Source organism: Pseudomonas sp. B10, assembly GCF_900156235.1.
Taxonomy (GTDB): Bacteria; Pseudomonadota; Gammaproteobacteria; order Pseudomonadales; family Pseudomonadaceae; genus Aquipseudomonas; species Aquipseudomonas siliginis.
On the sequence record NZ_LT707063.1, the window covers coordinates 3,709,962 to 3,732,697 of the forward strand.

Here is a 22,736-nt window from a genome sequence, read left to right on the forward strand (position 1 = left end):
AGGCGTCGAATCAGTCACCTCAATGGCGACTGGTCCACCGCTTTCGCGAGCAGGCTCGCTCCCACATAGGCATTCACCGTTGTGTCTGATGCACTTATAACCTGCCAATAAGTCAATTTTCGTCAGCATCAAGCCCCACTAAAATGCTCCGGTATTTTCACCCCCGGAGCTTTTCATTCATGACATCCCTGACGGTCTCGGCGCCTCTCGCCGCGACCAGCCCGGCGACGGCGGCTGCGCCTCCGGTGTTCGGGGCGCGGATCATCATTGGTCTGGTCGGCGTGCTGTTGGCCGTGCTGGTCTCGGGCCTCAACGAGATGGTCACCAAAGTCGCACTCGCCGATATTCGCGGCGCGCTGCACATCGGTTACGACGAAGGCACCTGGCTGGTCGCCAGCTACACCGCCACGTCGGTCGCAGCCATGGCCTTCGCGCCGTGGTATGCGGTGACCTTCTCGCTGCGCCGCTTCACGCTGTGCGCCATCGGTCTTTTTACCGTGCTCGGCGTGCTGTGCCCGTTCGCGCCTAATTACGAAAGCCTGTTGTTGATGCGCATCCTCCAGGGCCTCGCCGGTGGTGCATTGCCGCCGATGCTGATGACCGTTGCACTGCGCTTTCTCCCAGCGAACATCAAACTGTACGGACTGGCCGGCTACGCACTGACCGCGACTTTCGGCCCGGGACTCGGCACGCCGCTGGCCGGTCTGTGGACTGAATACGTCGGCTGGCAGTGGACGTTCTGGCAGATCATCGTGCCGTGCCTGATCGCCATGGCCGCAGTGGCTTACGGATTGCCCCAGGATCCGCTGCGGCTGGAACGTCTCAAGACGTTCAACTGGAAAGGCCTGCTGCTGGGCTTTCCGGCGATCTGCATGCTGGTGATCGGTTTGTTGCAGGGCAATCGACTGGACTGGTTCGAGTCGAATCTGATCTGTGGATTACTCGGTGCCGGTTCGCTGCTGCTGGTGGCTTTTATGATCAATGAATGGTCGCAGCCGATTCCGTTTTTCAAATTGCAGATGCTCGGCATCCGCAACCTGCTGTTTGCGTTGATCACCCTCGCCGGGGTGCTGATCGTGCTGCTGGCGGTGGTGCTGATACCGTCGAGTTATCTGGCCCAAGTGCAAGGTTATCGTCCGGCGCAAACCGCGCCGATCATGCTCATTGCCGCGCTGCCGCAGTTGATCGCGCTGCCATTGGTGGCGGCGCTATGCAACTTGCGCTGGGTCGATTGCCGCTGGGTGCTCGGCATTGGTCTGAGCATGCTCGCGCTGTCCTGCCTCGGCGGTTCGCACCTGACTTCGGTATGGATTCGCGATGATTTCTACGTCCTGCAATGGCTGCAGATTTTCGGCCAGCCGATGGCGGTGTTGCCGCTGCTGATGTTGTCGACCGGCAGTATCACGCCGATGGAAGGGCCGTTCGCGTCGGCGTGGTTCAACACCGTCAAAGGTCTCGCCGCAGTGGTCGCCACCGGCGTGATCGAAGCGCTGACCACCGCGCGCCTGCATTTCCATTCGACCATGTTGGTCGACAGCCTGGGCAATTCGCCGCTGGCCGATCACAGCGATCCGGGCCTCGCTCACCGCGTGCACGAGCAGGCGGTGGTGCTGACTTCGGCCGATCTGTACGTGTGCATGGCCGGCGTCGCCGTAACGCTGATTCTGCTGATTTTCTGGCTGCCGACGCGGATCTATCCGCCGCGCGCGCCGACCTGATCGCTGTACTGAAACTGAAGGTTTTTTATGACTCAATCCAAGCAAAAACTCGCGGTGGCCGTGGCTGCCGCGCTGGCGGTGGGCGTGCTGGTGTACCTGGCGATGCCCGGTCTGTTCGGCCAACGCACCGAGCAAACCACCAACGACGCCTTCGTCTCCGCCGACTACACGCTGGTGGTGCCGCGCGTGGCCGGGTTCATCAAGCAGGTGCTGGTCGAAGACAACCAGCAGGTCAAGGCCGGGCAACTGCTGGCGCTGATCGATGACCGTGATTTGCGCGCAGCGGCGGAAGCGGCTGACGCGCAAACCCTGGTCGCGCGAGCGCAGTTGCAGAACGCCAACGCGACTCTCGAGCGGCAGGCTTCGCTGATTGCTCAGGCGCAGGCCACCGTGGTCTCGGCCAAAGCGGAAATGGCTTTTGCGCAGCAGGAACTGAACCGCTACAACCATCTCGCCGGTGTCGGCGCCGGCACCGTGCAGAACGCGCAGCAGGCGCGCACGCGCATCGATCAGGCCTCGGCGCGCCTCGACACCGCGACCGCGAAGCTGGCGGCCGAACGCAAGCAGGTCGAAATTCTCACCGCCCAGCGCAACGCCGCCGAAGGCAATCTGAAACACGCGCAGGCGGCGCTGGAAATCGCCAGTTTCAACTTGTCCTATACGCGCATCACCGCGCCGCAGGACGGCATGATCGGCGAGCGTGCGGTGCGCGTCGGCGCCTACGTCACGCCGGGCAGCAAGCTGTTGGCGGTGGTGCCGTTGCAGCAGGCCTATGTGGTGGCCAATTTTCAGGAAACCCAGTTGACCGACGTGCAGCCCGGGCAGGATGTGCAAGTCCGAGTGGATAGTCTCGGTGGCGAAGCCCTGACCGGCCGCGTCGAGAGCATTGCGCCGGCAACTGGCGTGACCTTTGCGGCGGTGAAACCGGACAACGCGACGGGCAACTTCACCAAGGTTGTGCAGCGGATTCCGGTGAAGATCGTGCTGGAACCGGGCCAACCACTGGCTGAGCGGTTGCGGGTGGGAATGTCGGTGGAGGCGAGTATTGATACCGCCAGCTCAAAGGCGTCCGGGCGCGAGGTGACGCAGCGATGATCGGTGTTGAATCGGCTGCCGCCTTCGCGAGCAGGCTCGCTCCCACAGGGGCAACGCATTGCAGAATGTGGGAGCGAGCCTGCTCGCGAAAACGCCAGTGGCAGCAGCTAACCTTCAGTGCCTTGCTCACGATGAGTCTCACCGCCTGCACCGTCGGCCCGGACTTTCAGAAACCCGAAACCAGGCAGCCTGCCGACTGGGCCAAACCGAGCCAATCCGCCCCGAGCCAGGCCGTCAGCGAGCCCCTGAACGAACGCTGGTGGGAAACCTTCCACGACCCGCAACTTTCCGCACTCACCCAGCGCGCGCTGAACAACAACCTCGACCTGCAACTGGCCAGCAGCCGCCTGCAACAAAGCCGCGCCGCGCGCCAGGTGATCACCGCCGAGCGTTATCCGAACAGCACCGCCAGCGGCAGCTACGCACGTAAACGCAACAGTGGCAAAGGCTTGAACGATCCATCGGGAAATAACGGCGACGAGGCTTTCAACCTGTGGGATGCCGGTTTCTCGGCCTCATGGGAGCTGGACTTCTGGGGCCGCGTGCGCCGGGAAACCGAAGCTGCTGATGCCAATCTCGAAGTGGCGGAAAATGATCGTCGCGGTGTCCTGCTGACCGTGCTCGCCGACACCGCGCAAAACTACATTCAGCTGCGCGGCGTGCAGAACACACGCGCCGTCACCGAGCAGAACCTCGACGTCGCTTGCCACAGCCTGAAACTCTCGCAGCTGCGGCTGGCCGATGGCGTGGCGACCGACCTGGACGTCGCCGAAGCTGCCGCGCAAGTCGCCGCCATCGAAGCACGGCTGCCGGCGCTCGAGCAGCGTCAGGCGCAACTGATCAACGCGATCAGTCTGCTGATGGGCGAACCGCCGCAGGCCCTCGCTCAAGCGTTATCCACAGACGCGGCAGTGCCGCAGTCGCCACTGCAAGTCGCCATCGGCCTGCCGTCGCAATTGGCCGAACGCCGCCCCGATATCCGCCAGGCCGAAGCGCGTCTGCACGCCGCCACCGCCAACATCGGCGTGGCCAAGGGCGATTTCTATCCGCGCATCACCCTGTCCGGCAACCTCGGTTCCCAGGCCATGCAGCTGAGCGATTTCGGTTCATGGGGCTCGCGCGCCTTTGCCATCGGCCCGCAATTCAGCTTGCCGTTGTTCGACGGCGGACGCCTGCGCGGTATGTTGCAACTGCGCGAAGCCCAACAGCAGGAAGCGGCCATCGCCTACCAGCAGACTGTGCTGCGCGCCTGGCATGAAATCGATGATCAACTGACCGCCTACAACGCCAGCCAGCGCCGTCGCGACAGCCTCGCCGAAGCCGTGCGCCAGAACCAGATCGCCCTGCGCACCGCGCAACAGCAATACGTCGAAGGCGTGGTCGATTTCGTCAACGTCCTCACCGTGCAGAGCGCCTTGCTCGCCACGCAGGAGCAATGGGTGGAAAGCTCGACCGGCGTTTCCCTGGCGATGGTCGGTTTGTACAAGGCGTTGGGCGGCGGATGGCAATCGGTCTATCCGGCAGCGCAACTGGACGCAGGCTCACCTGACGTCGCCAGACCCTGAACCCGCAGCGCCAGCTATGATCAACTCCATTGCAGCAAACGGCGCAACGCCGGACCTGAATTGCAGAGGAGTTGCATCATGGAAAATCCGCAGCACAGCCTACCGGCCCTGTTCAAACAACTCGGCCTCGCCGACGACCCGACCGGCATCGACCAATTCATCGCCAGCCATTCACCGCTCAAACCGGAATTGCATCTGGCTGACGCGTTTTTCTGGACGGAAAGTCAGGCGCAGTTTCTGCGCGAGGAGATTCTAGATGATGCGGACTGGGCGGAGGTGGTGGATCAGTTGAATGTGATGTTGCGCAAGGGGCGGGCTGATTACTTCGGCTGAGGCCAAGTCCGTGCCGTATGCACCAGCGCCATGATCCAGACGGCATCTCTCTCCGTTTGATAGACAAGACGGTAACTGGGATGCGGAATCAGCTCACGCGTACCGGCAATGATGCCGGCACGGCCAATCAACGGATTGTCGGAAAGGTGATGAACCGCTTCGCTGAAGCGCAGATCCATTTCGATGGCCGCTCTTGGGTTGGCGGCCTGCAAGTAGTCCCAAATGTCTGCACGATCCTGTGCGGCGGCTGGCGTCCATATGATTTTCATAGGTGATCTTCTGCCTGCCTGCGCTTTGCCGCGAACGCTGCTTCTACGTCTTCGTTGTTCAATCCGTCTCCGGCACGTACGGATTCCCGAGCGATTTCAACCTTGCGTTGCAGGAACGCTTCATATTCGCGGGCCTCTCGCTGGGTTTGAACATACTGACGCATCATGTCTCGCATGATTTGCGACGCCGGCCGGTGTGCCGCTTCGGCTTCCGCCATGAACTCCTCCCGCAGTTCCGGCTCCAGTTTCATTGTGAAAACGGCTTGTTTTGACATGTTGGGCTCCTGAATTTGGTGATGACAACGTATATACCTTGTCAGTATCGAAGGAAATAGCTTTGAGTCAGATAGGGCGACTAACGGAGAGATTTGTTTCAAAACTTGACTGAAATTCCCCTCCAATGCGATATTGATAGTTAGCAAACTAACAGTGTCCGTTATCCCGTGTCCGATTCCCTCGACAGTCTCCAGATGAACATCAGCAGCGCCATGGTGGTGGCCGCCCGGCATTGGCGGAAGATCTGCCAGACCACGCTGGTCAACTACGGAATTTCCGAAGCCTGCGCCGTGCCCTTGTTGATGATCGGGCGTTTGGGTGAGGGCGTGCGTCAGGTGCAAGTCGCCCAGGCTGCGGGGATGGAGAGTCCTTCACTGGTGCGTTTGCTCGATCAGCTGTGCCACGCCGGTTACGTCTGTCGCACCGAAGATGCCCAGGATCGCCGCGCCAAGTGCCTGAGCCTGACCGATACCGGCCGCGAGCTGGTGCAAGCGGTGGAGGCCGAGCTGGTGCGCTTGCGTCATGAGGTGCTGGAAGGCATCGAGCGCAGCGATCTGGAAGCTACGCTTCGGGTACTGAGGGCTTTTGAGGCGGCGAGTTCGCCTGTGGTGGTCAATTCTTGAACGGTTTTTTCACTGGCATGCCGCCGGCCCGTGACTGGTTTTACGGGGTGCGTACTTTTGCAGCGTCGATGATTGCGCTGTACATCGCCTTGCTCATGCAAATGCCGCGTCCTTATTGGGCGATGGCCACGGTGTATATCGTCTCCAGCCCGTTTCTCGGCCCGACCAGCTCCAAAGCGCTGTACCGCGCGGCGGGCACTTTCCTGGGCGCGGCGGCGGCGGTGCTGTTCGTGCCGATGTTCGTGCAGAGCCCCTATGTGCTGGTGGTGGTCATTGCTTTGTGGACCGGCATTCTGCTGTTCATGTCTCTGCATCTGCGCACCGCCAACAGCTATGCGCTGATGCTGGCCGGCTACACCTTGCCGCTGATTGCGCTGCCGGTGGTCGATAATCCGCTGGCGGTGTGGGACGTGGCCGAGGCGCGTACCGAAGAGATTTTCCTTGGCATCGCCGTCGCTGCGGTGGTCGGTGCGATGTTCTGGCCGCGTCGGCTGGCGCCGGTGTTCAACGATGCCGTGAGCAAGTGGTTCGCCGATGCGACGAGCTACAGCCTGAAGTTTCTCAGCCGCGATGTGCAGCCGGAAGAAGTCACCGCGCTGCGCATGGCCATGGTCGCCAATTTCAACAGCCTCGAGTTGATGATCGGCCAGTTGCCCCACGAAGGCGCGCGGCCACAAACCGTGCGCAACACCAAGGAATTGCGCGGGCGCATGATTCATCTGTTGCCGGTGATCGATGCCCTTGAGGATTCGCTGTACGCCCTCGAACGGCGCACCCCGGAACTGGTGGAAAAATTCCAGCCGTTACTGACCGCGACCCGGGAATGGCTGGGCCACGCGGACGCCAATCTCGAGCGCTGGCAAGCACTCAGAGATCAACTCGACGCGTTGCAACCAAGCGCCGAAGCGCTGGATGAGCGCAAACAGTTGCTGTTCTCCAATGCGATTTACCGCCTCGGTGAATTCATCGATCTGTGGCAGGACTGCCGCAGCCTGCAGGATGCGATTCTGCGCGAGCGCCAGGACAGCTGGCGCGCGGTGTACCGGCATTGGCGCCTGGGCCGGTTGACGCCGTTCATCGATCGCGGGCTGATGCTCTACTCGGTGACCTCGACCATTCTGGCGATCATCGTTGCTTCGGTGCTGTGGATCCTGCTCGGCTGGCCGGACGGCGGCAGCGCGGTGATCCTGGCAGCGGTGGCGTGCAGCTTCTTTGCCTCGATGGACGACCCGGCGCCGCAGATTTACCGGTTCTTTTTCTGGACCGGAATGTCGGTGCTGTTCGCCAGCCTTTATCTGTTTCTGATTCTGCCCAACCTGCATGATTTCCCGGTGCTGGTGCTGGCGTTTGCCGTGCCGTTCATTTGCGTCGGCACGCTGACCGTGCAGCCGCGATTCTACCTCGGCATGCTGCTGACGCTGGTCAATACCTCGTCGTTCATCAGTATTCAGGGTGCATACGACGCGGACTTTTTCGCCTTTGCCAACTCCAACCTCGCCGGGCCGCTGGGGCTGTTGTTCGCCTTTATCTGGACGCTGGTGGCGCGACCGTTCGGCGCCGAGCTGGCGGCCAAGCGTCTGACCCGGTTCAGTTGGAAAGACATTGTCAGCATGACCGAGCCGGCCAGCCTCGCCGAGCATCGGCATTTGGGCGTACAGCTGCTCGATCGGCTGATGCAGCACCTGCCGCGTCTGGCCCTGACCGGTCAGGACACCGGCATCGCCATGCGCGAAGTGCGTGTCGGTCTGAACATGCTCGATCTGCTTGCCTACACCCCGCGCGTCACCGGCGTGCCAAACGCCCTGCTGCGACAAGTGGTGGGCGAGGTCGGCGAGTATTTTCGCGCCTGCCTCAAAGCCGACGAACGCCTGCCGGCACCGAGCGGTCTGCTGATGACACTCGATCGTACCCGCCGTGCGCTGAACGGCCAGGGCGACGATGAAACCCGTCGACACCTGTTGCACGCCTTGAGCGGTCTGCGTCTGGCCTTGCTGCCCGGCGTCGAGTTCGTCTCCAGCGCCGAGCCCGAAGAACCGCTGCCCGATGGAGCGCCCCTATGATCGGTGATCTGGATATCAGCGGCATCTTCCTGCCGACCCTGCTGGTGCTGATGGGCATCACTTACGTGCTGTTTTTGTTGGTCCATGGCGTGCTGCAACGCCTGCACTTTTACCGTCTGGTCTGGCACCGGGCATTGTTCAACGTGGCGCTCTACGCCGTGCTGCTGTACGGCGTGGACTCACTCAGTCGATACCTGATGACATGAAGAAACCGTTTCTGACCATCGGTCGCGTGGTCCTGACCCTGCTGATCGTGACTTTTGCCGTTGTCCTCGTCTGGCGCATGGTGATGTATTACATGTTCGCGCCGTGGACGCGCGACGGCCACATTCGCGCCGACATCATCCAGATCGCCCCTGACGTTTCCGGGCTGATCCAGCAGGTCGAGGTAAAGGACAACCAGTTGATCAAGCGTGGCCAGGTACTGTTCAGCATCGACCAGGATCGCTTCAAACTGGCCCTGCGCCAGGCCAAGGCCGCCGTTGCCGATCGCCAGGAAACCCTCGCCCAGGCCCAGCGTGAAGCCAAGCGTAACCGTGGCCTCGGCAATCTGGTGCCGGCCGAACAGCTGGAAGAAAGCCAGTCGCGCGTCGCCCGTGCACAGTCGGCATTGGCCGAGGCGTTGGTGGCGGTCGACAGTGCGCAGCTCAACCTCGATCGCTCGGTGATCCGCAGCCCGGTCGACGGTTACGTCAACGACCGCGCGCCGCGTCCGCAGGAATTCGTCACCGCCGGGCGCCCGGTGTTGTCGGTGGTCGACAGCAACTCCTTTCACATCGACGGCTATTTTGAAGAAACCAAACTCGACGGCATCCATGTCGGGCAATCGGTGGATATTCGCGTGATCGGTGACCGCGCCAGGTTGCGCGGGCATGTCGAGAGCATCGTCGCCGGCATCGAAGACCGCGACCGCACCAGCGGCAGCAACCTGCTGCCCAACGTCAACCCGGCGTTCAGCTGGGTACGTCTGGCGCAGCGGATTCCGGTGCGCATCGCTTTTGATGAGGTGCCGGCCGACTTCCGCATGATCGCCGGGCGTACCGCCACTGTGTCGATCATCGACGATCAGCATGAGGAGCCGCAGCCATGAGCAGGGCCTGGTTGATCGCCGGGTTGGGCGTGATGCTCTCGGCCTGTCAGATGGTCGGCCCGGATTATCAGCTGCCCACCGACGCGGCGGTGCAGCGCAAGGATATTCAGGGCGAGCTGGCAGTCGCCGGCAAACCGGTAATCTCGGCGCCGGTGCCGGCGGACTGGTGGCGGCTGTATAAAGACCCGCGCCTCGATCAACTGGTGCAGCAGGCCATGGCTTCCAATACCGATTTGCGTGTAGCGGCGGCGAACCTGTCGCGGGCGCGCGCTCAGGTGGATGAAGCCGAGGCCGCTGGCGGCTGGAGCGGCGGGGTGAAAATGGGCGCGCAACGTTTGCAGGAATCCGGTCAGGCGTTCCTGCTGCCGGAGAAAGTCCCGGTGGCCAACATTGCCGATATCGGCATCAGCGCTTCGTACCAGTTCGACCTGTGGGGCACCTTGCAGCGCGGCATCGAAGCGGCCAAAGCCAATGCCGATGCGACTCAGGCCGCAGCCGACACTGCGCGTATCACCTTGGTGGCAGACGTGGTTCGTGCTTACACCCAGGTCTGCGCAGCCAACGAAGAGCGGGAAATCGCCGAGCACTCTCTCGATCTGCAATCGCAGAGCACCACGCTGATCCAGCGTCTGCGTGACGCCGGGCGTGGTGACGAGACTCAGGTCACCCGTTCGCAGACCCAATTCAAATCCCTGCGCGCCGACTTGCCGCGCTATGAAGCAGCGCGTCAGGCCGGGCTGTTCCGTCTGTCGATGCTGCTGGCCAAACCGGTCGAACAGTTGCCGGCAGGTACCGCCAGTTGCGCCGAGTTGCCGAAGATCGCGCAACTGGTGCCGGTCGGTGACGGCGCTGCGCTGCTCAAGCGCCGCCCGGATATTCGTCAGGCCGAGCGGCGTCTTGCAGCGGCAACCGCCGGCATCGGCATCGCCACCGGCGAGCTGTACCCGGACATCAGCATCGGCGCGACCATCGGCACCGTCGGCATCATTGATGACCTTGGCGACCCGTCGACCAACCGCTGGGGCTTTGGCCCGTCGCTGAGCTGGAAAGTACCGACCAACGGCGCCCGTGCGCGCATTCGTGAAGCCGAGGCCAACACTCAAGGCGCGCTGGCGCATTTCGACGGCGTGGTGCTCAACGCGATCCGCGAAACGCAGACCGGTCTGGCCCAGTACAGCGCGCTGCTGCAACGCCGCGATGCGCTGGCCGAAGCCGAGCAGTCGGCCAAGCTCGCCGCCGAGCAGACGCACCGCTTCTTCCAGGCCGGCCGTGAGTCGTTCCTTGCCGACCTGCAAGCAACCCGCACCTACACCGATGTCACCGCGCAACTGGCCGCCGCCAACACCCAGGTCGCGATGAGCCAGATCGATTTGTTCCTCGCCCTGGGCGGTGGCTGGGAAAGCGGACGAACGAACACCTCGAGCGCCAGCAAACCCTGAGGCCGTTGCTATGCTTTGAAGTGTTGGAGGGGCGCCCCATGCCAAGCGTTCCTGCAATGCACATTGCTCGTGCTGGCCCAGGGGAAACAATAATGAAAAACCCTTACGCTCTCGGCTTCTGGTGCGCTCTGGTCGCACTGGTGCTGCTCTCGGCCACGTATTTCTACGGGATCATGCTGGCCCACCAGATCGATACGGCGATGATCTTCCTCGACAGCGCCGTTGCACTGATCGCGGTGATGGCGATCGTGGTCGTGGCGTGGACCTCGATTCAGCTGCAACGGGTCAAGAAGCGCCAGCTCGAACGAGGCAAGATGCTCGTGCTGATCTGGGACACCAAAGTCGCCCTGCGCCGGGTCGAAACCGTGTTCGACCGCTACTTCTGGGGCAGTTACTGGCAGCCCGGGCGAACCTTCGCCGAAGTCATGGGCGAGCTCACCGGCACGCCTCTGGAAAAAAGCCTCGAAGCGCTGAAGAAGCAATGCCTGGAACTCGACAAGCAGATCGCCGATGACGGCTGGCACTGGCTGAACAACGCCCGCGAGCTGTCCGACGTCGCCACGGCCATGGCTCGTGAACGCTATCAGCTGGATTTCTGCGATGTGCGAGCGGATACCACCGGCGGGGCGGTGATCGATCGCGACTTTGAAGTGCTGGTGTATACCTGGACCGCGCGGCTGAAGAGCTTTGATCATCAGTTGGATGAAATTGAAGTCCAGTATTCCTGATTCTCGAATGAATCCAATATCCCAATCGCTGGCAAGCCAGCTCCCACAAGGTTGTTGGTTAAATGCAAATTTGATGCATAACCCAAAACCTGTGGGAGCTGGCTTGCCAGCGATAGCGTCTTTCCTGACACGGAAACTCTTCAACCCTGTCAGCGGTCCATTCCCCCCATAGACACTCTTTAACCTTTAAACATTGGGCCGTCTTCCGCGCCCGGTGCTAATCTCCACCGCTTAATTGCGCACAGTCGAGCCGCGACCCGATCCCGGGTTCAAGGAAGACGACTTCATCCACAGCCACGGAAACCGATCAGGTCATTCATGAATAAATCAGCAGGCGTGCTTCTCGGAATTGTTGTTGCCATCGGCGCGATCAGCGCAGGCGGGGCCTGGTACACCGGGAACAAGATCGAAGGCGTACTGAACAACGCCGTCAGCAACGCCAACAAAGAGTTGCAGACCGCCATGGCCGGCTCCAACGGCACCGCGTCGCTGGAACTGGTATCGCTGGAACGCCACACCTTCACCAGCACCGCGCACTATCGCCTCAAGGGCGAGGGCGAGATGTTCGGCGATGCGCCGGTCGAGCTGCTGTTCGTCGACCACATCGAACATGGCCCGCTGCCGTTCTCGCGTCTGGTTTCGCTGAAGTGGCTGCCGGTCATGGCCACCAGCAACTACGAGCTGGAAAAGAGCCCGTCCACGGAAAAATGGTTCGCCGCCACCAACGGCGCCGCGCCGCTCAAGGGCGTGACCAACATCGGCTACGACGAATCGACCACCAGCACTCTGAATCTGGTGCCGTTCGAAACTGCGCTGGATGAGCAGTCGAGTCTGAAGTTTTCCGGTCTGAGCATGGACATCGCCGCCAGCGCCCAAGCGCAGAAAGTCAAGGCCGACGGCTACATGGACAACCTGAAACTGGTCACCGTGTCGGAAGACCAGGCGCCGGTGCAGGTCGAGCTCAACGGTCTGACCCTGGCCAGCAACCTCGCCAAGAGCAGCTACGGCTACTACACCGGGGAAAACACCCTGGAAGTCACCAGCAGCAAAACCACCTTCGGCGCCAAGCCGATGGTGCTGGGCGTGAAGAACTTCGAAATGAAGAACCGCACCGAAGAAAGCGGCAGCAACGCCTCGGGGCGTGCCGACTACAAAATCGGCGAAGTGACGCTCAACGACAAGAAAGTCGGTTCGGCGGCCATGGCCATGAGCCTGAAGAACCTCGACATTCCGTCGACCATGTCGCTGATGCAGATCTACCAGACCAAATTGCAGCCGTACGAAAAAGCTGCCGCCGAGGCCGCTGCGCAGGGGTTGCCGGCACCGGAGCTGAATCTGACCGAAGCGGAAAACGCCCAGGTCAAAGCCGATCTGCAGAAGTTGCTGGCGGCCGGTCCGCAACTGGCGCTGGAGAATCTGTCGTTCAACACCGCCAACGGTGAAAGCCGCGCCAATCTGGTGATCGACCTGACCAAGCCGCAATCGATGGACCTGCCGCCGGATCAACTCGGCAAGCAACTGATCGCGCTGCTCGACCTGAACATTCAGGTGTCCAAGCCGATGCTCGTCGATCTGCTCAGCGTGCAGGCGCAACTCGATGGCCAGACTGACGCCAAAGCCATCGTCGATCAGTCCAAGGAAGCGGCGGACATGTTCGCCGGCATGGCGGTCGGCTCGCAACTGGCTGTCGCCGACGGCACCAACGTGGTGACCAAACTGCATTACGCGGCCAATCAGGTCGAATTCAACGGCCAGAAGATGACCGTCGAGCAGTTCATCGGCTTCCTCATGAGCAAGTTTGCCGGCGTCACCCAAGAGCAATAAGCCCACCGCGCGCCCTCCAGACGCCCGGCCCCTGTGTAAACAGGCGCCGGGCGTTTTGCTGTACGGGTTTTGTACAGATGGGCCGATTCTGAACAATTATTGCGTTGTGAAAACTCGACTACGCTTGCGTGCAGACTGCCTCACCAAGCTTGGCCGAAGGCTGTCATTGTCGGCCACCGTTACGAATGGGCAAGGAGGGCATTGCGACCCGGCTGGCCATGTAAGGATGCTGACAAATGCCGCGTATTGATGGCCCTGTATTACATCGTGGTTTGCGCCCTTTGTTCCGATTCGCCCTGTGCAGCCAGTTGCTCTGGCCAGTGCTGGCGTTGGCCGACACACCCTACGACGAGATGGTGCGCGATGCCCGCGCCGGGCATTACACGCCTGCGCTGACGGTTTTGCGTCAGGTGCCGCCGGGCCAGGCCAGCGACGGCCAGGTCAGCGATCACCTGCAAATCGCCAGTTGGGCCGGGCTCGATGCCGAAGTGGTCAAGGTCTATGAAACCCAAGGTCGCGACCGCGTCCTGCCGGTGCAGGCACTGACCGCCGTCGCGCGTGCCTATCGCAACCTCAAGCGTTGGGATCAGGCCACCCAGGTCTACAACAAGGCGCTGGCGCTGGAGCCGGACAACGCCGACCTGCAACTGGGTCTCGCGCTGACTCAGGCCGATTCCGGCAAGCCCGATCAGGCCGTCACCCGCGCGCAGGCGCTGGTTGCCGCCAAACCCGATGATCCTTCCCGCCGCCTCGCCTTGGGCTACGCACTCGGTCGAGCCGGCAAACAGTACGACGCACTCTTCGAATACGATCAGGCCTTCATCCGCGCCGGCAACAAGCCGGAGGTGGCCCGCGAGTACGTGGTGGCCCTGCAAAAGGCCCGCCTGCCAGAACCGGCGCTGCGGTTGGCCAGTCAACGTCCCGGCCTGATTGATCCGGTGACCTTGCGCCGTCTCGAAGGCGATCTCGCCGCAGAACGCGTGCGCCTCGCTGAACTGGCCACCCGCAGCGAAAAGGAACGCTACGTCATCGCCGACCGCGCGCTGGCCGATTACGACAAATTGCTCGCGTCCTGGACGCCTGACGCCACTGCTCACGACGACGTGACGCGCTGGCGCATCGACCGCATGGGCGCGCTCAAGGCGCGGGCGCGCACCGCCGACGTCATCAGCGAATATCAAAAGCTGCAAGCCGAGGGCGTGGAAATTCCGACCTATGCCCTGCGCTGGGTGGCAGCGTCTTATCTCGATCAGCGTGAGCCCGAGATTGCCACCGATCTGTATCGCCAGGTGCTTTCGGCGCCGGACGCCGATGTCGGTGATCGTCTCGAGGACAGCACTGCGCTGTACTACTCGCTGCTGGAAAGTGACCGCGCCGATGAAGCACGCAAGGTCGCCGAAGACGCAGCGAAAGCCCAGCGTCCGCGCGTCGAGCTCAAAGGTCTGCCCATCGGCAACCCCAACGATGAATGGATGGACGCCCAACAACTCGCCGCCCAGGCCGGCACCTATGGTTCCGACCTGCCTCACGGTGAAGAGCGTTTGCAGACTCTGGTCGATCAGGCGCCGGGCAACCTTGGCTTGCGTCTGGCCCAGGCCGATCTTTACCTCGCCCGCCAGTGGCCGCGCCGCGCGGAAAATCAGCTCAAGGAAACCGAGAGCATGGCCCCGCGCGATGCCGGCCTTGAGGTCGCCCAGGCGCGCACCGCGATGGAGTTGCAGGAGTGGCGGCAGAACGATGCGCTGGTCGACGACGTGGTCGCGCGCTATCCGGACAACCGCCAGGTGCAGCGCCTGGCTCGCGAACGGGAAGTGCATGACATGGCCGAACTGCGCGTCGAAGCCTACGGCGGCAAGGCCAACGGTGGCGGCAGTGGCGATGCCGGTGCGGTCAGCGGCAGCCGCGATTTCGGTATTCAAAGCACGCTGTACAGCCCGCCGATCAACGAAGACTGGCGGGTGTTTGCCGGCGCCGGTTATGCCACTGGTGATTTCGCCGAAGGCACCGGCCACCACCGCTTCCAGCGTGTCGGCCTGGAACGGCGTACCCGTGACATGACCCTCGAAGCCGAGGTGTCGAATCACGATTACGGCTTCGGTGACAAACAGGGCGCGCGCCTGGCGATTGCCCGCGACATCAATGATCACTGGCAATACGGCGGCAGCCTCGAATACCTCTCGGCGGAAACCCCGCTGCGCGCGCTCAACAGCGATATCAAGGCCAACGGCGGCAGTGCGTTCCTGCGCTGGCGCGCCAACGAAAGCCGCGAGTGGCGCGTGTCGGTCAGCCCGTCGCACTTCAGCGATGGCAACAACCGCGTCGAAGCCTTGGTGACCGGGCGCGAGGGCATCTACACCGCGCCGAACATTCAGGTCGACGCCGGCCTGGAAGTCGGCACCAGCCACAACTCGAAATCCGACGACGTGCCGTACTTCAACCCCAAGTCGGACTTCAGCGTGATGCCGCTGGTCAACGTCAACCACGTGCTCTACCACCGCTACGAGACTTCCTGGAGCCAGCAATTCCAGGCCGGCGCGGGCACCTACAGCCAGCGCGACCATGGCACTGGCGGCATGGCATTGCTCGGTTATGGCCAACGGTACGCCTGGAACGACGTGTTCGATGTGGGCGGCATGTTCAGTGTGATCAACCGGCCTTACGACGGTGATCGGGAAACTGATCTGCGTCTGCTCGTCGACCTCACTTTCCGCTTCTAGAAGAGTTTGAAGATGCCTTTTATCTCGCGTTTCATCCTTCTGCTGGGAGCGCTGCTGATCAGCGCCTGCGCCCAGCAAGCCCCGGCCTTCGCGCCGCCCTCCGAGCGCCCGGTCGCGGCCAGTGAACAACCGTGGCCAAAAAACCATGTGCTTGGCATCGCCTACCACGATGTCGAAGACCGTGATCCCGATCAGGCCGTGGTGGCGGTGCGCACCGAGCGCATGATCGAGCAACTCGCCTGGCTGCGCGAGAACGGCTACAAACCGGTGACCGTCGACCAGATCATGGCCGCACGCAAGGGCGGCCCCGAGCTGCCGGCGAGAGCGGTGTTGCTCAGTTTCGACGACGGTTACGCCAGCTTCTATACCCGGGTGCTGCCAGTTCTGCGCGCCTACAACTGGCACGCCTTGCTGGCGCCGGTCGGCACCTGGATCGACACGCCGCTCAATCAACCGGTGGATTTCGCCGGCACGCCGCGTAACCGTGAGAACTTCCTGACCTGGCAGCAGATCCGCGAAATTTCCAAGTCCGGGTTGGTAGAGATCGCCGCTCACACCGATGCCAACCACAAAGGCATCCTTGGCAACCCGCAGGGCAACCTGCAACCGGCCGCCGCGACCCGGCGTTATGACCCGGTGACCAAGCGCTATGAATCCGAAGCCGATTTCCAGGCACGCATTCGTACCGACGTGAAGAACATTTCCGAGAAAATCCGCAAGGCCACCGGTTACAAACCACGGGTCTGGGTCTGGCCGTACGGCACCGCCGACGGTACCTCGCTGACGGTGGTCGGTGAGGAGGGCTATGAAATGGCCCTGACGCTGGACGATGGCCTCGACACCCTCGATAACCTGATGAGCGGGCCGCGCTTTCTCGTCGCGTCCGATCCTGACGGCGAGCATTTCGCCAACAGCATCGTCTCGGTGCAGGCCGAAGCGCCGATGCGCGTGGTGCATGTCGATCTCGACAACGTCTACGACCCGGACCCGGCGCAGCAGGACATCAACCTAGGCAAACTGGTGCAGCGCATGGCTGACCTGGGCGCCAGCACGGTGTTCCTGCAAGCCTTCGCCGATCCCAAGGGCGATGGTCTGGTGCATTCGCTGTACTTCCCCAACCGTCACTTGCCGATGCGCGCCGACCTGTTCGACCGCGTCGCCTGGCAACTGCGCACCCGTGCCCATGTGAAAGTTTTTGCATGGATGCCGGTGCTGAGTTTCGAACTGGATTCGAAGCTGCCGCGTGTAACCCGCTGGGACCCGAAAACCGCCATCACCTCGGTCGACCCGAAGCAGTACAAACGCCTGTCACCGTTCAATCCCGAAGTGCGCAAGATCATCGGTGAAATCTATGAAGACGTGGCGCGGCTGACCTCGGTCGACGGCATTCTCTACCACGACGATGCGGTGCTCTCGGATTTCGAAGACGCCAGCCCGGATGCCTTGAAGGCCTATGCCGCTCAAGGTCTGCCGGGTTCGATTGCCGCGCTGCGCGACGATCCAGCGGCGATGCAACGCTGGACGCGTTTCAAGAGCCGCTACCTGATCGACTTCACCAACGAACTGACCGCCAAGGTCCGTGCGATTCGCGGCCCGCAAGTGCTGACCGCGCGCAACATCTTCGCCGAACCGATGCTCAATCCAGAGAGCGAAGCGTGGTTCGCACAGAACCTCGATGACTTCCTCGCCACCTACGACTGGACGGCGCCGATGGCCATGCCGTTGATGGAAAAACAGACGCTGGCCGAGTCCGGCCCGTGGCTGGAAGAACTGGTCGCCACGGTGAAGAAACGTCCCGGCGCGCTCAACCGCACCGTGTTCGAATTGCAGGCGCGTGACTGGAACCAGAAGGATCAGGCCGATATCGACGCCGTGCATCTGGCGGACTGGATGGGCCGGCTCAAGCGCCAGGGCGCGACCAGTTTCGGTTACTACCCGGACAACTTCCTCGACAACCTGCCAGACCTGAAAACCGTAAGGCCTGCACTCTCCAACAAATGGAATCCATAACATGCTGGATAGACTGTTAGCCCTGCTTGTTCTGGCGATTGTCCTTGGCGTTCCGCTGGGGCTGATCTTCCTGGTGACCGGCCAGTTCCTGATGTCGTTCGTGTTCTTCTACCCGCTGTTCATGTCCGGGTTGTGGATCGCCGGCGGCCTGTATTTCTGGCTGCACTGGGAGCGCCACTGGCCATGGCAGGACGACACGCTGCCGCCACCGCTGGAAGGCGAGCCGCTGATTTCGATCCTGATTCCTTGCTACAACGAAGGCGATAACGCTGCCGATACCATTCACGCGGCGCTGGCCCAGCACTACCCGAACATCGAAGTCATCGCGATCAACGACGGCTCCAAGGACAACACTGCTGCTGTGCTTGATGCGCTGGCCAAGGAAGATCCGCGACTGCGGGTTCTGCATCTGGCGGAAAACCAGGGCAAGGCTGTGGCCCTGCGCATGGGCGCGATCGCTGCGCGCAGCGAGTATCTGGTGTGCATCGATGGCGACGCCTTGCTGGCGCCGAACACTGCGGCTTATCTGGTCGCGCCGATGCTGGATAACGCACGTCTTGGCGCAGTGACCGGCAACCCGCGGATCCGCACGCGTTCGACCTTGATCGGGCGGGTGCAGGTCGGCGAGTTCTCCTCGATCATCGGGCTGATCAAACGTACGCAACGGGTGTTCGGGCGCATCTTCACCGTCTCCGGCGTGATCGTCGCGTTCCGTCGGACTGCGCTGAACCGGGTCGGCTACTGGAGCCCGGACATGATCACCGAAGACATCGACATCAGCTGGAAGCTGCAACTGGATCACTGGAGCATCTTCTACGAACCGCGTGCGCTGTGCTGGATTCTCATGCCGGAAACCCTCGGCGGCCTGTGGAAGCAGCGTCTGCGCTGGGCTCAGGGCGGCGCCGAAGTGCTGTTCAAGAACATTCGCGGCATCTGGCAGTACCGCCATCGCTACCTGTGGCCGCTGCTGTTTGAATACTGCCTGTCCACCGGTTGGGCCTTCACTTTCCTGCTGTCGGTGATTTTCTGGGGCATGGGCAAGTTCATGGTCATGCCCGACGCGATCGCTGTCGATCACCTGATGCCGCCGGCCTTCACCGGCCTGTTGCTGGCGTTCGTCTGCCTGGTGCAGTTCGCTGTCAGCATTATCATCGATCGGCGCTATGAACCGGGTCTGGGCAAGACCATGTTCTGGGTGGTCTGGTATCCGCTGGTGTTCTGGCTCGTCAGTCTGCTGACCACCCTGGTCAGTTTCCCAAAGGTGTTGTTCAGCCAACACAAAAAACGCGCGCGCTGGGTCAGTCCTGATCGGTGTATCAAACCGCTGGGCGACGACCAGGAGGAAGTCATCAAATGAAAATTATCCGCACTCGCCAACGGCCCTTTCTGGTGGTGATCGACGTGATCCTCACCGTCCTGGCCTGGGTTGGCCTGCTGTTCCTGCTGGTACGCGGGTTATGGCCATTGATCGAAACCACCGGCGGCCCGCGCATCGATCATTCGGCATTCGACGCCTTGGGCACTTTGCAGGTTTACATGTGGGTGGCGCTGGTCAACGCGGTGATCCTGATCGGCTGGGCGCGTTATCAGCAACGCAAAAGCCGCAGCTTCGCCCAGCGCCGTTTGCCGTCACCGGTGATTGGCGATGAAGGTCTGAGCAAGAGTTTCAAGCTGTGCGACGAGCGTTTCCAGAAACTGCGCACGCCGGGGGTGATGACCATTCACAACGATCAGGACGGCGACATCAGCCATGTCGAAACGCACTTCTGGCCGCTTCAGCAGCAAGCACTACCGGCGCCGCTGGCACCTTTGGAGCATCCACGGGTGATCTTTCTGCATGCCGAAGAAGACAATAATCGTGAGCCGGTGAAACGCCTGACCTGACCTCGTACAGCATCGGTGTCAGGCCTGAATCAGCGTCCAGGCCTCTTTCATCCGCAAAGGTTGCTTCATTCGCTCAGCCAGCAGCGCCATTGCGCGTTGCTTGTCGCAGGCCACCGCCGCAACGACGATGCCGTCTTTTGCAAACAGGCCAATGAACGGCGGCTTTTCCGGCTCGCCGTTGAACTCGACCTCGTCCCATTCCTGCGCGTGACCGAGATAGTCGTAGTTCTTGCCGAAGTGGTACGTCCAGAAAAACGGCACATCCAGATAATGCTCCTCGCCACCCAGCATGTTGGCCGCAGCGATGCGCGCGTGTTGCTGGGCCAGGCGCCAATGCTCGATGCGAGTTGGCTGGCCGCTCAGCGGAAACGTGGCGATATCGCCGATCGCCCATAAACCATCGCTCACGCGCATGCCGCCGTCGACACGCAACGATTGGTCTTCTTCCCTGGGCAATGAGTCGAAAGGCTCGGAGGCCGGGTGAACGCCGACGCCGGCGAGAATCAGATCCGCCGCCAGGCGCAGACCGTTGTCGAGCAGCACGCCCTCGACCTTGTCCTCGCCAAAGATCTCCGTAGCCTCGTGTTCGCTGATGAACTTCACCCCGTGCTCTTCGTGCAGGGCGCGAATCGCCTTGCCCACGGCCTCGCCGAATTGCTTGGCAAACGGGATTGCATGGCGTGCCAGCACGGTAACGTCGAGGCCGTACTCGCGCAGGGCCGACGCGCATTCGAGGGCGATGAAACTGTCGCCGATGATCACCGCGCGCTGGCCCGGTTGAGCGGCGTTGATGATCTGTTCAGCCTGAGTTTTCGAACGCAGGACGAAGACGTTGGCCAACTCGGCACCAGGCAACTGCAATGGATTGGGCGCGCCACCGGTGGCGAGTACAGCGGCGTCGTAGCGCAGGATGCCGCCGTTATTCAGATGCAGCGTTTTGCCTGGGGCGTCGAGTGAAGTCACTTCGCCTTGCACACGTTCAATGCGTTGCGCTTGATAGAACGCCTCATCGCGCAGCGGCGGGACTTCTTTCGACGACATCTCCCCCGCGAGGACAAATTTGCTCAACACCGTGCGGTCGTATCCGGCACCCGGTTCGCCATCGACCAGCACGATGCGCCCGCCAAAACCCTTCTCCCGCAGGGCCGCCGCGCAAGCCGTACCCGCCGCCCCGGCGCCGACCACCACGAACGTTCTTGGGTCGTCAGCGGGCGGGGTGTGCGGATCGGGCAACGACTGGTCATCGACCCACACTTCATCGCCGCGCAACTCCAGCGGATAGCGCTTGAGACTGTCCAGCGATGGCGGCTCGCACAGGCCGCCGTCCTCGGCACGGTACGCGGCTTTGTGCCAGGGGCAGATCAACCTGCCGTGACACAAGGCCCCCTCGGCCAACGGCGCTCCGGCGTGTGGACACAGGCCCTGAAACGCCCGCATCTCGCCGTTGGCACGCAGCAGGACGATCTTGCAGTCGCCGATTTCGACTTGCAGGCCACGGTCTTGCGGGACATCGGCGAAACGGGCGACACGGTGCAGGGACATTTTCGGCTTCCTCGCAGGCATTTCTCTTGTGAGTTGGCGGCGCTGCGCGAGGTTCAGCCATTTGCTACTGCCAAGGCACGAACGGTACAGCTATAGTCTGCGGGCCGACGACGGCCTCACTGCACAAGGTGCTCCCGGAATGACCCGATTGACCTCTCTCAACCCATGGCTGGCGGCCATCGCCGTGACCCTCTGCGTGCAGTTCCCGGCACAGGCCCAGGAACGCTTCACCCTGAGCATCCCCGGCGTGTCGGATAACCGTCTGTTCACCTCGGCAGCGGCAAGTGACGCACCCGGCTGCGGCGGCAAGAACCAGTCGCCGGCGCTGAGCTGGAACGCCGGTCCGGCCGGTACCCAGAGTTACGCCATCGTCATGCACGACCCGGACGGCCAGAAAGGCTTGGGCGTCGATCACTGGATTCACTACGGCATCAAACCCACCACCCACCAGATCGCGGCCGGCGTCGGTGCCAAATCCGCCCTCGAAGGCGTCGGCGGCACCAACAGCAAAGGCAACACCCACTACATGGGGCCGTGCCCGCCAGTGGGCGACAGCGCGCACCACTACATCATCCAAATCTACGCCCTCGACCTCGCCCCGGACGCCCTGCCTGCCGGCCTGACCCGCGCCGAGCTGATGGAAAAAATCAAAGGCCATGTGCTGCGTAACAGCAGCGCGGTGCGGCGTTATCACCGCTGAGGTTCGGCCGCTCTCGGGCGGCTGATTGCCCTGAATCCCCAGCCATTTGGCATTGCCCCGCGAAAACGCGCACTATCGAGCCATTGCCAATGCGCTGGAGGACACCGTGGCAGCAAAAATCGACCGCATCGCCCAGCTACTCAACTGCCCGGAAAAGGGCGAACAAATGCGGCGGGCAGTAACCGAGACACGTAAGGAATTTCTGCTGAATCAGCCGGAAGAAGACCTCGTTGAAGAAGACGAGGTATTTGACGAGGCTGAGGAGGAGGGGGATGACGACGATGAATATGATGAGTTTGACTGGACGACGGAGTGACGGCGTTCCGGCGACCTTGTCATCGCCCACAAAAAAGCCCCGGACCATCACAGTCCGGGGCTTTCTCGTTTGATTCATGGTGCACCAGGCGGGATTCGAACCCACGACCCCTGCCTTCGGAGGGCAGTACTCTATCCAGCTGAGCTACTGGTGCAGCGGGCGACATCATACCTAGGTCGGCTCGGGGCGTCCATGCCGGGTTTGGCGGGTTTTGTCAGTGTGCGTGTCGGCGCAAAATCGCTGCATTCCTTAAAGCGGTAACGTCCTGCAAAACCCTCGCTTGGCGCTTTGCCGGGGTTGATCTAAGGTTTTTCCTGCGGCATGGGTATTGTGTGCGTTGATCTGAAAAGCGGCATTTTTGTTCTTTTTTTCGAACGACCTATTGTCCTTTACCCCCTTTGAACCTACGATCCGTTTGAGATTTCAAACGCTCTTTGGCGGGATGTTGCAGCGCAGGTGCGCCCGGTCGTGCACTGCAGATGCGCCACAATCCGTTCACTGATTTCCCTGACGGCAGCCTTGCGAGGCGCCTTTCTACAATCATAAT

20 protein-coding genes and 1 tRNA gene are annotated in these 22,736 nt (G+C 61.9%); 17 read left to right on the plus strand and 4 right to left on the minus strand.

The features are described from left to right. Positions 1–179 precede the first annotated feature (179 nt). The 4 genes from BXA01_RS16850 (at position 180) to BXA01_RS16865 (ending at position 4,711) form a co-directional block, all read left to right on the plus strand. A complete protein-coding gene (locus BXA01_RS16850) occupies positions 180–1,718 on the plus strand; it encodes an MFS transporter (RefSeq protein WP_076564923.1) in 1,539 nt (512 codons plus the stop codon). Positions 1,719–1,745: 27 nt separating this feature from the next. Beyond that, positions 1,746–2,813, plus strand: a complete 1,068-nt coding sequence (locus BXA01_RS16855; protein WP_076564925.1) for an HlyD family secretion protein — start codon at positions 1,746–1,748, stop codon at positions 2,811–2,813. Continuing rightward, positions 2,810–4,378, plus strand: coding sequence for an efflux transporter outer membrane subunit (locus BXA01_RS16860; protein WP_172834010.1), 1,569 nt, complete (start codon positions 2,810–2,812; stop codon positions 4,376–4,378). The genes BXA01_RS16855 and BXA01_RS16860 overlap by 4 nt, the downstream gene beginning before the upstream one ends. Before the next feature lie 78 nt (positions 4,379–4,456). Further along, complete coding sequence (locus tag BXA01_RS16865; protein WP_076564929.1) at positions 4,457–4,711, plus strand: DUF2789 domain-containing protein; 255 nt, start codon at positions 4,457–4,459, stop codon at positions 4,709–4,711. Here BXA01_RS16865 and BXA01_RS16870 read toward each other — a convergent pair. Beyond that, positions 4,699–4,980 carry a type II toxin-antitoxin system RelE/ParE family toxin gene (locus tag BXA01_RS16870; RefSeq protein WP_076564931.1) on the minus strand — a complete coding sequence of 94 codons (282 nt, stop codon included), beginning with the start codon at positions 4,978–4,980 and terminating at the stop codon, positions 4,699–4,701. The genes BXA01_RS16865 and BXA01_RS16870 overlap by 13 nt on opposite strands. Continuing rightward, positions 4,977–5,255: a hypothetical protein gene (locus tag BXA01_RS16875; protein WP_016772267.1), complete on the minus strand. Its 279-nt coding sequence runs from the start codon at positions 5,253–5,255 to the stop codon at positions 4,977–4,979. The genes BXA01_RS16870 and BXA01_RS16875 overlap by 4 nt, the downstream gene beginning before the upstream one ends. A gap of 195 nt (positions 5,256–5,450) precedes the next feature. Here BXA01_RS16875 and BXA01_RS16880 point away from each other — a divergent pair, with 195 nt between their 5' ends. The 11 genes from BXA01_RS16880 to pgaD all read left to right on the plus strand — a co-directional run bounded on the left by BXA01_RS16880 (position 5,451) and on the right by pgaD (position 19,631). Next, positions 5,451–5,879 (plus strand): MarR family winged helix-turn-helix transcriptional regulator, encoded by a 429-nt coding sequence (locus BXA01_RS16880; RefSeq protein WP_016772266.1) that lies wholly within the window; start codon positions 5,451–5,453, stop codon positions 5,877–5,879. Beyond that, positions 5,876–7,939, plus strand: a complete 2,064-nt coding sequence (locus BXA01_RS16885) for an FUSC family protein (RefSeq protein ID WP_076564933.1) — start codon at positions 5,876–5,878, stop codon at positions 7,937–7,939. Before BXA01_RS16880 ends, BXA01_RS16885 begins: the two co-directional genes overlap by 4 nt. Continuing rightward, positions 7,936–8,145 (plus strand): DUF1656 domain-containing protein, encoded by a 210-nt coding sequence (locus tag BXA01_RS16890; RefSeq protein WP_016772264.1) that lies wholly within the window; start codon positions 7,936–7,938, stop codon positions 8,143–8,145. The genes BXA01_RS16885 and BXA01_RS16890 overlap by 4 nt, the downstream gene beginning before the upstream one ends. After that, positions 8,142–9,029: an efflux RND transporter periplasmic adaptor subunit gene (locus tag BXA01_RS16895; protein ID WP_076564936.1), complete on the plus strand. Its 888-nt coding sequence runs from the start codon at positions 8,142–8,144 to the stop codon at positions 9,027–9,029. The genes BXA01_RS16890 and BXA01_RS16895 overlap by 4 nt, the downstream gene beginning before the upstream one ends. Further along, positions 9,026–10,468 carry an efflux transporter outer membrane subunit gene (locus BXA01_RS16900; protein ID WP_076564938.1) on the plus strand — a complete coding sequence of 481 codons (1,443 nt, stop codon included), beginning with the start codon at positions 9,026–9,028 and terminating at the stop codon, positions 10,466–10,468. Before BXA01_RS16895 ends, BXA01_RS16900 begins: the two co-directional genes overlap by 4 nt. 92 nt (positions 10,469–10,560) lie before the next feature. Next, positions 10,561–11,196 carry a hypothetical protein gene (locus tag BXA01_RS16905; RefSeq protein WP_024011125.1) on the plus strand — a complete coding sequence of 212 codons (636 nt, stop codon included), beginning with the start codon at positions 10,561–10,563 and terminating at the stop codon, positions 11,194–11,196. 318 nt (positions 11,197–11,514) lie between these two features. Beyond that, positions 11,515–13,020: a YdgA family protein gene (locus BXA01_RS16910; RefSeq protein ID WP_076564940.1), complete on the plus strand. Its 1,506-nt coding sequence runs from the start codon at positions 11,515–11,517 to the stop codon at positions 13,018–13,020. A 236-nt stretch (positions 13,021–13,256) separates the two neighbouring features. Beyond that, positions 13,257–15,737, plus strand: a complete 2,481-nt coding sequence (gene pgaA, locus BXA01_RS16915) for a poly-beta-1,6 N-acetyl-D-glucosamine export porin PgaA (RefSeq protein ID WP_076564942.1) — start codon at positions 13,257–13,259, stop codon at positions 15,735–15,737. A 12-nt stretch (positions 15,738–15,749) separates the two neighbouring features. Beyond that, positions 15,750–17,747: a poly-beta-1,6-N-acetyl-D-glucosamine N-deacetylase PgaB gene (gene pgaB, locus BXA01_RS16920; protein WP_076564944.1), complete on the plus strand. Its 1,998-nt coding sequence runs from the start codon at positions 15,750–15,752 to the stop codon at positions 17,745–17,747. A gap of 1 nt (position 17,748) precedes the next feature. After that, the gene (pgaC, locus tag BXA01_RS16925; RefSeq protein ID WP_076564946.1) at positions 17,749–19,104 is read left to right on the plus strand and encodes a poly-beta-1,6-N-acetyl-D-glucosamine synthase; all 1,356 of its coding nucleotides are present in this window, start codon (positions 17,749–17,751) and stop codon (positions 19,102–19,104) included. After that, the gene (pgaD, locus tag BXA01_RS16930) at positions 19,101–19,631 is read left to right on the plus strand and encodes a poly-beta-1,6-N-acetyl-D-glucosamine biosynthesis protein PgaD (RefSeq protein WP_076564948.1); all 531 of its coding nucleotides are present in this window, start codon (positions 19,101–19,103) and stop codon (positions 19,629–19,631) included. Before pgaC ends, pgaD begins: the two co-directional genes overlap by 4 nt. Before the next feature lie 18 nt (positions 19,632–19,649). Here pgaD and BXA01_RS16935 read toward each other — a convergent pair whose 3' ends face one another. Further along, positions 19,650–21,173 carry an FAD-dependent oxidoreductase gene (locus BXA01_RS16935; protein WP_076564951.1) on the minus strand — a complete coding sequence of 508 codons (1,524 nt, stop codon included), beginning with the start codon at positions 21,171–21,173 and terminating at the stop codon, positions 19,650–19,652. Between the two features lie 139 nt (positions 21,174–21,312). Here BXA01_RS16935 and BXA01_RS16940 point away from each other — a divergent pair, with 139 nt between their 5' ends. Together BXA01_RS16940 and BXA01_RS16945 are read left to right on the plus strand one after the other, a co-directional pair. Further along, positions 21,313–21,873, plus strand: a complete 561-nt coding sequence (locus BXA01_RS16940; RefSeq protein ID WP_016772253.1) for a YbhB/YbcL family Raf kinase inhibitor-like protein — start codon at positions 21,313–21,315, stop codon at positions 21,871–21,873. Positions 21,874–21,919: 46 nt separating this feature from the next. Continuing rightward, the gene (locus BXA01_RS16945) at positions 21,920–22,189 is read left to right on the plus strand and encodes a hypothetical protein (protein WP_016772252.1); all 270 of its coding nucleotides are present in this window, start codon (positions 21,920–21,922) and stop codon (positions 22,187–22,189) included. Between the two features lie 77 nt (positions 22,190–22,266). Here the strand turns inward: BXA01_RS16945 and BXA01_RS16950 are convergent. Next, positions 22,267–22,343: transfer RNA gene (locus BXA01_RS16950), tRNA-Arg, on the minus strand. Between the last annotated feature and the right edge of the window lie 393 nt (positions 22,344–22,736).